This window comes from [Lactobacillus] rogosae (genome assembly GCA_900112995.1).
Taxonomy (GTDB): domain Bacteria; phylum Bacillota; class Clostridia; order Lachnospirales; family Lachnospiraceae; genus Lachnospira; species Lachnospira rogosae.
Genome location: FONU01000039.1, coordinates 1 through 11,390, shown reverse-complemented (window position 1 = coordinate 11,390; position 11,390 = coordinate 1). Strand labels below are relative to the sequence as shown.

Here is an 11,390-nt window from a genome sequence, read left to right as displayed (position 1 = left end):
ACTACAGGCGGAAGCACAGACAGCGGAGCAAGCGGAAGCACTACTACAGGTGGAAGCACAGATAACGGAGCAAGTGGAAGCAGCACAGGAAGCGGCAGTTCAAGCAGTTCAGGTTCATCAGACACAGTTAAATCAGCAGCTTCTGGTGTATCAGCTAATTAAAATGATGGGCAAAAATAACAATTATGGAGGAACATTTGCATGAAGTGTGTAATTCTTGCAGGTGGAAGTGGCGATAGTTTATGGCCATTGTCCAGAAAAAATTATCCTAAACAGTTTATGAAATTTAAGGAAGGCCGTTCACTTTTACAGGAAACGGTTGTTAGAAATCTGCCTTATTGTGATGAATTTATTATAGTAACTAATGAGGCATATAAGAATATTGTAAACGGACAGATGAAGGCGTTCCAGAGCCTGAAATACAGAGTTATTCTTGAGGGCACAGCTAAGGGCACAGCAGCGGCAATTATGCTTGGAACAATGTTTGCCAATCCAACTGAATTTGTATTAGTTGTTAATTCAGACAATTTTATTGATGGTGATGGATACAAGGATGCCATCATAGGAGCTAAAGAGATAGCAAAGAAAGGCGTAATTGCGGCAGTTGGAGTTAAGCCTGAATATCAGGCGAAGAATCTTGGATATATCAAGAGAGATGGCAATGATGTAATTAAGATATTATCAAATGTTGATTTTGATGATGCAACATCTGAGATTGCAGACTGCTATTCATATGAGGAGGGGTATCTATGGAATAGTGGAATACTTGTGTTCAGGGCAGGTGATATGGTTAATATCACAAGAAAGAAATGTCCTGAATTGTATACAGCCTGCCGTACAGCTAAGAGAAAAGTTCCAGCTATAAGAAGGGCTATACGTTTCTCAGAAAATGTAATGAAGGACATAGTTACAGGAAGCATAGAAACACTTGTTCTTGAACACTGTGACAATCTCAAAGTAGTAGAGGCTGACATTTTATGGAAAGATATCGATAATGTATGTGATATTGAAATGCACCATAGTGATGATAAGCCTGACAATATAATTAAGAATGACTGTAGTAATATATCAGTAATTAACAACGCGCAAAGACAGCTTGTAGTTGCTAATGACTTAAGAGATATTGTAGTTGTCAATACAGAAGATGCTGTATACATTTCATCAAAGAAATCTGCTGATAATATCAAAGAGATTATTAAAGACAATCTTGACCAATATGAAACATACTTTGATTATAATCGTATCTCCTATAGGGAATGGGGTATACACGAGCTTCTTAATTATTCTAATGGTTATAAGGTTAAGAAGGTTACAGTATTTCCAGGAATGATGATGAATCTTCACCAGCATGAATTAAGGGCAGAATACTGGTCAGTTGTTGAAGGTACAGCTACTATTACAATAGGTACAGAAACTAAAGATTACCATAAGTATGATAGCGTATTCGTGCCAATCGGTGTTAAGCATAAGGTTGCTAACAAGACAGACTCTAATGTTGTCATTATAGAGGTTGGAATTGGTGATTCAATCCTTGATAATGATATGGTTAAGATATATGGACAGGATTCATCAGATAATGGCGGCAATTATGTAAGAAAAGATAATTGTCCGATTGTCAAGCTTGACCCGGCATTTAAGGATAACCTCTGGGGCGGTACTAAGATAAGAGATGTATATGGCAAGAAATGTGATTATGATGTCATAGGAGAAAGCTGGGAGCTTTCTGCACACCCGGACGGACAGAGCCGTATTGCAGAAGGATATTATAAGGGTATGCTCTTTAATGATTATCTTTCAATAATTGGCAAGGAAGCATTAGGCTGGAAATGTCAGGCACAGGACAGATTCCCAGTACTTATAAAGTTTATTGATGCCAAGCAGGCATTATCAATACAGATACATCCGGATGATGAGTATGCACTGGAGAACGAGAATGAATATGGAAAGAACGAAATGTGGTATGTGCTTGATGCAGAACCTGGTGCATATCTGTATTGCGGACTTTCAAGAGCTTCTTCTAAAGAAGAGATAGAAGAACGTATAAAGAACAATACAATAACAGAAATTCTTAACAAGATAGAGGTTAAAAAGGGTGATGTTGTTATGGTAAAGGCTGGCACCATCCACGCGATAGGTGCAGGTATATTTATATGTGAAATACAGCAGAATTCTAACTGCACATACCGTATGTATGATTATGACAGACGTGACAAATTCGGTAATCCGCGTGAGCTTCACATTGCCAAGTCATTAGATGTCGTTAATCCGGTTAAGTATGAGAAGGATAACAAATGTAATGTTATGCTTGCACATAATGAGCATTATATGTCAAAGCGACTTGTACAGTGCAAGTATTTTGAAGTTATCAAGTATGAAATAGAAGATGAAGCTAAGATACCAGTTGATGAAGCTTCATTCCTGTCAGTAATTGTAATTGACGGTGAAGGAACAATTATGACAGATGACAATGACAAGGAACTTAAGTTTAAGGCTGGAGAAAGCTTCTTTATTAATGCGGGCAAGAGAAATGTCGTTGTAAAGGGCAGATCAACCTGCATAATTACGCATGTATAATCAGACGGGAACGGAGGATTTGAATGAATAACAGTTCTGATAAAAAGGGAAGAAAGATAGCTTCATATATTATTCCCGGAATTATAACACTACTTGTTATGGTATTTGTTCTTATTGTAAAGGGAATATGGCCCTTTGGAAGTAACAGAATAGATTTATTTGATAATATGCAGCAGGTTGCTCCGCTGTATGCACATTTATGGGACGCTATGCACGGTAATGCAAGTGTGTGGTTTGACTGGTATACAGGACTTGGAACTAATGTGAGTATGAGTATATCAGCGTTCTCAATGTTCAGCCCATTTAACCTGCTTTTATATCTATGTCCAAGAGATTATATATTGGAATTCATATCAATTCTTACACTTGTCAAGATGTTTGTTATGTCAGTTACAATGTATGCATTTCTTAATAGAAGATATAAGAAATTAACATATAAGACTAAAGTTATATTTGCACTTGCATACACATTTTGTGGCTATGTGCTTTTATACGCTTCATGTTTTACACCTTGGATGGATATAGTTGCTTTATTTCCACTTCTTATGATGTCTTTAGATGTTATGGAAAAGACAGGAAAGAAGCTTTTCTATATTCTTATGCTGGCATTGTTATTTGTTATTAACTACTATGTCAGTGCAATGTCAGTTGTATACATACTCCTTGCCTGTGGAATGTATATTATATTCAGATGTGACAAAGAAGAGAGAAGAAAATGTGCGTGGAACTTAGGGATAGGTACATTTACGGGAATTGGACTTTCAGCCTTTGTGCTTCTTCCGGTATTCTCGCAGCTTTCACAGTCACAGAGAACCGGTAACTCATTAAGCCTTGTACAGCAGTATATGTCATGGATTTCTAATCCGACATTCAGAAGCTTCAGTCTTGGCGAATTTGAAAGAATAATGATGTTCTATGGTATGGGAATATTCCTTGTGCTTATATTTACAGGTATACATAGAAGCAGAAAGTTACCACATTATAAGACAGATATAACTTTAAGAAAGCGTAACTGGTATGCAGTATCACTTTTTGCAATAATGGTTATTCAGGCAGTTGCAGAGGGTACTAACATTATGTGGCATTTTGGTTCATATAATGGATATACATTACGAAACGGATTTATTATAGCATTTACATTCATATGTCTTGCAGCAATGTATGCAGATACTATAGTTGCAGATAGCAAAGAAGATAAAAAGAAGAATATAATATTAAGTGCAGTGTGTGTGGTAGTATGCGTTGCATTTGCACTTGGATATAAGTATATTCCAGTTAATTCCTACGAGAGGGCATTTGCATTTTTTATAGCAGTATTCGCAATTATGCTTGTTGTGCATATAATTAATGTAATAGTTAGAAAAGACGGATATGGAATTAACAGTATTATAAGATTAATGGCTGTTGAGATAATTATAGGTGCCATCGCTATGACAGGTCCACCTAAGTTCTATACTTATACGCCATATCAGTATGGAGATTATGTACAGCTTGCAGTGGAAGCGGCTAATAATCTTGAAATAGCCTCATCACCGGTAGACAGAATAACTAATCCGGATTTAAGCTTTAATGCCAACTACCCTCTTGTTATGAAGAGAGGTGCAATGTCAAGCTTTACGGCAGCTCTTCAGAAGGATAGCCAGAAGCAGACAGTAAGATGGGGACATTCAAAGTATTTCCTCTGGATGCTTGATTCAGGTAATACGGTATTCAGCGATGCTCTTATACACATTACGGAGGCTGTTAATGTCAACAGATTAGACAGTTCATTGTATACACTTAAGAAGGTTGGAACTGATGGCTGTCAGTATAAGCTTTATACAGCTAATTACCAGCTGCCATTTGCAATGGTTACAGACTCATCTGTAAAAAATGTAGATTTTAACAAAGATTTTACTAAGAATGAAGCAACAATGTCTGTAGAGTCAGAAGATTATAATGATAATAACTGCTCAAAGGACTGGATATATATGCACAATATTATGTATAGTGCATTAAGCCATGATTCAAGTGGTATTGTTACGGAATATGGTACTCTTACAGATACTAAAGAGATTACTGTAAATAATAATCATGTTGCAGAAGATAATATAGCTTCTGATAATCTGGAAGATTACAGAACAACGCAGAATAAGCATATCATACAGACTTATAAGGATTCTGTAACAGGAACAAAGGCTGTATATATGAGTGTAACTGACCGTAATATAGGCGACTCGGATGCCAATGTATCTAATCTTTTCAGAAGTGTAAAGATAACTGTTAATGGTAAAGAGATTGCAATACCGACAATAGGGAATGTAAAAAATAAGTATTACACAACGGATTATAATAACGGACTTATATATCTTGGAACATTTTATGATGAAGATATTGAGGTTCAGGTAGAATATACAAGACCATATGATTCAGCAGGTAATGCAATCACGGATAAGTCGATTGTCACAATCGCAGGAATTGACCTTAATAAAATGCAGTCACTGTGCGATAAATACGCTGATAAGCAGAGTGATGTAACATATACTAATAACTCAGTTACTATAAAGGTTGACGGAAGCGGTAATGATAATTATGCAATAATTCCAATCATTAAGAGTGATAACTGGACAGTTACAGTTAATGGAGTAAAGTGTGATACAGACGAGATTGCTGGAATATTTACAGGAGTTAATATTAATGATGGAAGTAATGAGATTGTATTTACATTTAAACCATCAGGAAGAAACGCAGGAATAATTATATCTTTGATTATTCTTATTGTTATGATAGTTCTTATGGTTATTGACCATAAGAGAGGGATAAATGTTCCTCAGTGGTTAGGAATGTGTGCAAGTGGTGTATATCTTGCAATAATTGCAGTGCTTGCAGTTGTTATGTTTGCAATTCCACTTGTTGCCAGCGTGATTGCGAATATACAGTATATATTGTAATAACAGATATTGGGGTTGTGAATGTTTAAAGCAGTAGCAGGATACTATAAAAATAATGAACGGTTAAGGCTTTTGGTGAAGATAATAGCAGTATGGCTTATTTCAAGGGCAGTTATGCTTCTAATGGTTCCGGTGATGAATCTTATTGCTGATGAGCCGCACCAATGGCTGTATTATATGAATCCGTGGGATGCAGAGTGGTATAAAGGGATTGTGGAGAATGGTTACCAGCCTCCTAAGTCATCAGGTATGGCAAGCTGGGCTTTTTTCCCGCTATACCCTCTTGTGTGTATGGCAGTAAGACTTGTCACAATGGGAAGTATAGATACATATGCCGTTGGAATGACAGTTTCCAACATATGTATAATTATAGCAGTGTATTATGCGGTTAAGTATGCAGATATAGAGCTTGATATGAAGAAATATAATAAAAAGACAGTTGAGGATATTATTATATTTCTTATGCTTGCAGGACCATTTGCCGTGTACTATGGTGCTATGTATACAGAAGCACTATTCATATTGTGTGTTATACTCTGCTTCTATAACTCTGCCAGACATAATTATATGGCGGCAGGAATAGCGGCGGCGATGGCAAGTGCAACACGAATTGTTGGCTGTATGCTTGTGTTTGTGCTTATAACATATATGTTTATGGAGACCTGTGCAGAGTGCAGGGCTAAGCATAATTCAGAAATGAAAGATAATAAAGAAGCTGGTATAATAGATAAGTGTATGCTTACAGAAGAAGCAGGTATTCTGATAGCTGGAAATATAAGCTTAGCCAGTGTTATAAGAACTTTTATTAAAAATGTCATAAAAGAACCAAAGAAGCTTGTGGCTATTATGATAAGCCCTCTTGGCATATTCATATATATGAATTATCTGAGATACTTTTGTGGTGATTCGTGGGCATTTTACCACGTCCAGAGAGCGTGGAGGACACAGAAAATGTTTCCGGTAATCGGAGTGTTGTTTAAGTCGTGTACAGGGCAGCTCTCAGCGGCATCAGGAGTTAAGACACTCAATGGAATAATACTTGGCTGGCTCTGCGTTATAACACTTATGCTTTATGCAGCGATGATAAGAAAGAAGCATTATGCACTTGGAATATTTGGAATAATAGTACTTCTTATTCCGCTTACATCAAGCGTTATGAGTACATTGAGATTTATAATGGGTTCATTTGTAATATATATAGGAGTGGCAGAGATAATCGCAGGCTGTAACAGGTATGTACGGTATGGAATAATTACGTTGTTGTCTATAGTTGAGATTGTTGTAATATCGGCATGGTACTTCTGGGATGGTCTGCTTATGTGAAAAGACTTGCTATCTTTATATATTGGTATTATAATTAACACGCTTTTTAAATTACAATTATATATACTGGAGTTAATCTGGTATAAGAATATTAAAAGGAGAAAATATATGTTATCAGTAGTTGTACCTACATTTAATGAGGGAAAGAATATTAGAAATCTGGTGACACAGATAGATGATGCACTTAAGGGAATTGATTATGAAATATTATTCGTAGATGATAGTAAAGATAATACACCTGATGTAATCAGGGAAGTAGCTAAGGATTTTCCACAGATAAGACTTGAACACAGAACAGGTGAAACAGGTCTTGCAACAGCAGTTCTTAAGGGATTTGAACTTGCCAAGGGTAAGTATATGGCTTGTATGGATGCTGATTTACAGCACCCACCAATTGTACTTAAATATATGTATAAGGCTATGGAAAGCGGTGCTGATTTCTGTATACCAAGCCGTCTTATACCTGGTGGAGATGACGGTGGACTTAACTGGTACAGAAAGTTCGTATCTGGTACAGCAAGAAAGATAGGACAGTGGATGCTTCCTTGTCTTAGAAAGATATCTGACCCAACAAGTGGTCTTTTTATGTTCAGACGTGAAGTGATTGAAGGAGCAGATCTTCAGCCAATAGGCTGGAAGATTATGGTCGAAGTTCTTGCAATGGGTTCATATAAGAAGGTAGTTGAAATCCCATATAAGTTCCAGCAGAGAACAGAGGGCGAATCTAAGCTTTCAGGTAAGGTTACAATGGAATATTTAAAGCAGCTTAAGGATCTTAGAAAGAGATACAACAAGGCTAATAAATATGAAGTAGAAATCTGGTCAACAGAAAAGATGATGGCAGAATAAGCTTTTGTAACTGGAAGGAGTAATAATGGGTAAGTATTTTGGTACAGATGGATTTCGTGGTGAAGCTAATGTAAACCTTACGGTTGATCACGCATTTAAAGTAGGAAGATTTCTTGGCTGGTATTATGGCAGGGATAAAGAGGATGGCAAGGCTAAGATTGTAATAGGCAAGGATACAAGAAGAAGCAGCTATATGTTTGAGTATTCATTAGTTGCAGGTCTTACAGCCTCAGGAGCTGATGTTTATCTTTTGCACGTTACAACAACACCAAGCGTATCTTATATAGCAAGAACAGAAGATTTTGACTGCGGAATTATGATATCTGCAAGCCACAATCCATTTTATGATAACGGAATAAAACTCATCAACAGCAAGGGTGAGAAGATGAGAGAAGATGTCATAAGTGAGATTGAGAAGTATCTTGATGGCGAACCGGAGAACATACCTTATGCCACTAAAGAAAATATAGGCTGTACAGTAGACCATACTGCTGGACGTAACAGGTATATGGGTTATCTTATGAGCCTTGCAATATATTCATTTAAGGGTATGAGAATAGGTCTTGATGCGGCTAACGGAAGTGCCTGGACACTTGCAAAAGCAGTATTTGACGCACTTGGGGCTAAGACTTATGTGATTAATGCCAGTCCAGATGGTACTAATATTAATACTAACTGTGGTTCTACACATATAGAAGGCTTACAGGATCTTGTTAAGAGGGAACATCTTGATGCAGGCTTTGCATTTGACGGCGATGCCGACAGATGTCTTTGTGTAGATGAGAATGGCAATGTTATAACAGGAGACCATATATTATATATTTATGGATGTTATATGAAAGAAAGAGGAAAGCTTATAGACAATACAGTTGTTACAACAGTAATGTCTAATTTCGGACTTTACAAGGCATTTGATGCGGCTGGAATAGACTATGCCAAGACTAAAGTTGGCGATAAGTATGTATATGAATGTATGGTTAATAACGGATATCGTCTTGGCGGTGAGCAGTCAGGACACATCATATTCAGCAAATATGCAACTACAGGTGATGGCATAATAACAGCACTTAAGATGATGGAGGTTATGATAGCCAAGAAGATGACGCTTTCACAGCTTGCAGCTTCACTTCAGATATATCCACAGGTGCTTAAGAATATCCGTGTATATGACAAGACAGCAGCACAGGACGATACAGATGTTAAGGCGGCAGTTGACAAGGTAGCAGAAAGTCTTGGCAATGATGGACGAATTCTTGTAAGAGAAAGCGGAACAGAGCCGGTTGTAAGAGTTATGGTTGAGGCTGGCACTCACGAAGAATGTGAGAAATATGTTGATGATGTAATAGCAGTAATCAAAGAAAAAGGTTATGCGGTAGAATAAATTAACGACCCTGTTAATAAGATGATAACAAGTCTTATTAACAGGGATTTTTTATGGGAAGTTATCAGCAGTTTAAGTATAAGAAGCATTTTATTAGGAAAAATGTCTTTATGAGAAAGCATATGTTTCTTAACATCACGGTTGTAGTGGCACTTATGCTTGCAATAAGCTTTTGTATGGCGTGTTCAGGTGGTCAGGCAGATAATCACGAGAAGATTGACTATACAGTTGTTGAGAACGAAGATTTACCAACAGAATTAAAGAAGCTAATAGACAATAAGAAGCAGTCCACCTTAAGACTGACTTATACAACAAAGGACTATACCTATATTGTTGCAGGATATGGAACGAAGGAGACGTCTGGATACAGCATAAGAGTAGATGATGTATATGTGAGTGGTAATGCGGTATATGCAGATTTTAAGCTTATAGGACCAGCAGAGGGCGAGCAGGTAAATGAAGTAAGCACAACTCCATATATTGTGTTGAAATATGAAAAACGTGACGAGTCAGTAGTGTTCAAGATGTAGATTATAATATGCAGATGAAATATTATAGATTAAACGATATATAAACACTTTGCAGTCAGATTATTAATAAAAGAGAATAACAGCAGATTAAGTAATATGCTTAGGAAAGAGTGCATATATTGAATAAGAAATGTATATTGGGAGGTCTGTTGTGAATCTTAAACACGAAAATATTCACGAATATGTTATAAAATGTACTAATACAACCCAGATTACTCTTGATGATGATTTTAATGTTATGGATAGCAAACCGGATATTGATTTAATTGTCAAAGAATGGGGAATGGCAGTAGTTAACGGTGTGAGGGTTAATCAGGATAAAGCCCAGATTGACGGAACACTTGTATTTGCGATTATGTATACAGGAAGCAGTGAGAACGATAAAAGATTTATACCGGTAAGAATGGATGGTTCACTTAATTTTCTTGAAAATGTCAATCTGTCGTGTGATGCTACAGGGCTTGATGTAAATTGCAAGGCACAGCTTGAGGATCTGACGATTAAATCCATTAATTCAAGAAAGATAAGTGTAAAGGCAATTGTGGCTTTGACGGTAACATGTGAGGAGATTAAGAACATTTCCATATCAACAGGAATTGAGGACGGTGACTGTAACGCAGAACTTTTGTTAAAGGATTTTGAATATGTGCAGGCTGACGTTAATATGAAAGATAACTTAAGAATTAAGGAAACTGTGTCAGTTCCTAATGGAAAGGCAGATATAGGAAGTCTTGTATGGGACGATGTAGATGTAAGAAATGTCAACACAAGAATGACAGAGGACGGACTAAGTGTAAGCGGTGAGCTGAATGTATTTATTATGTATATTGCTGATGATGAGGCAGGACAGGTGCAATGGTATGAAACAAGCACACCATTTACTGGAATAATAGATGTGAGCGGTGCAAATCCTGATGGAATATCGTATGTTGGTTACAATGTAATAAGTAAAAATGTAGAGGTAAGACCGGATTATGACGGCAATAACAGGGATGTTGCTGTTGAGCTGGTACTTGATATGGATATTAAATCTTATGAGGAGTGCAGTCGCAATGCTATGTGGGATATGTATATTCCGGGCTTTGATGTTGATATTAAGCAGGAAACACAGCAGTTAAAGAAGCTTATTATAAGAAACAATAATAAATGCAGGGTTTCAGGTAATGTCAAGGTAGAAGATTACATTAATCTTATGCAGATAGTCAATGCAACGGCTAATGTACAGATTGACAGTTACGAATGTATTCCTGAGGGAATAGAGATAATGGGTGCTGTGATAGTTAATATATTCTACATAACTTCTGATGATAATTCTCCAATGGGAAGCATTAATTCAGTAATTCCATTCACAACGGTAGTTGAATTAAAGGAATATAATAAGAATCTGATAGAATATACGATAAGACCGTCAATAGAACAGCTTCAGGCATCAATGAACAGCAGTGCACAGATTGAGGTTAAAGCAGTAATCGCATTGGATACGATTTGCTTTGAGCCATTTAATATTAATGTCATTGACGAGTGTGAGTGCAATAAGAGAGAAAATGTTGATTATTCGGCACTCCCTTCAATGGTGGGTTATATATCTGACGGTAAATGCACAGTATGGGATATAGCCAAGAAATATGACACAACAGGGGATTTGATGAGGGAGGAAAACAGCACTATACAAAGACTTGTTGATTCGGATATAATTCCAGCAGGAACAAAGCTTTTACTTGTGAGAAAAGCAATGGTATAATATGACTACTTCGTAGTCACTTAGAAGTTTCTTCGAAACTTCGGATGTGCTGAAAGGCTGCA

7 protein-coding genes are annotated in these 11,390 nt (G+C 36.8%); all 7 read left to right on the top strand.

All coding sequences use genetic code 11. The annotated features are described in order from the left end of the window. The first annotated feature begins 201 nt into the window (after positions 1–201). The 7 genes from BM157_RS12560 (at position 202) to BM157_RS12530 (ending at position 11,328) form a co-directional block, all read left to right on the top strand. A complete protein-coding gene (locus BM157_RS12560) occupies positions 202–2,574 on the top strand; it encodes a type I phosphomannose isomerase catalytic subunit (RefSeq protein ID WP_090141434.1) in 2,373 nt (790 codons plus the stop codon). A gap of 23 nt (positions 2,575–2,597) precedes the next feature. After that, positions 2,598–5,504, top strand: a complete 2,907-nt coding sequence (locus BM157_RS12555) for a YfhO family protein (protein WP_090141432.1) — start codon at positions 2,598–2,600, stop codon at positions 5,502–5,504. Positions 5,505–5,525: 21 nt separating this feature from the next. Then, positions 5,526–6,827 carry a hypothetical protein gene (locus BM157_RS12550; RefSeq protein ID WP_090141431.1) on the top strand — a complete coding sequence of 434 codons (1,302 nt, stop codon included), beginning with the start codon at positions 5,526–5,528 and terminating at the stop codon, positions 6,825–6,827. Positions 6,828–6,935: 108 nt separating this feature from the next. Beyond that, entirely contained in the window at positions 6,936–7,676 is a 741-nt protein-coding gene (locus BM157_RS12545; RefSeq protein ID WP_055176883.1) for a polyprenol monophosphomannose synthase, read from the top strand. Between the two features lie 25 nt (positions 7,677–7,701). Continuing rightward, positions 7,702–9,057 (top strand): phosphoglucosamine mutase, encoded by a 1,356-nt coding sequence (glmM, locus tag BM157_RS12540; protein ID WP_022502382.1) that lies wholly within the window; start codon positions 7,702–7,704, stop codon positions 9,055–9,057. 53 nt (positions 9,058–9,110) lie between these two features. Further along, positions 9,111–9,587, top strand: a complete 477-nt coding sequence (locus BM157_RS12535; protein WP_090141429.1) for a protease complex subunit PrcB family protein — start codon at positions 9,111–9,113, stop codon at positions 9,585–9,587. 151 nt (positions 9,588–9,738) lie between these two features. Further along, positions 9,739–11,328, top strand: coding sequence for a DUF3794 domain-containing protein (locus tag BM157_RS12530; RefSeq protein ID WP_055176890.1), 1,590 nt, complete (start codon positions 9,739–9,741; stop codon positions 11,326–11,328). Positions 11,329–11,390 lie beyond the last annotated feature (62 nt).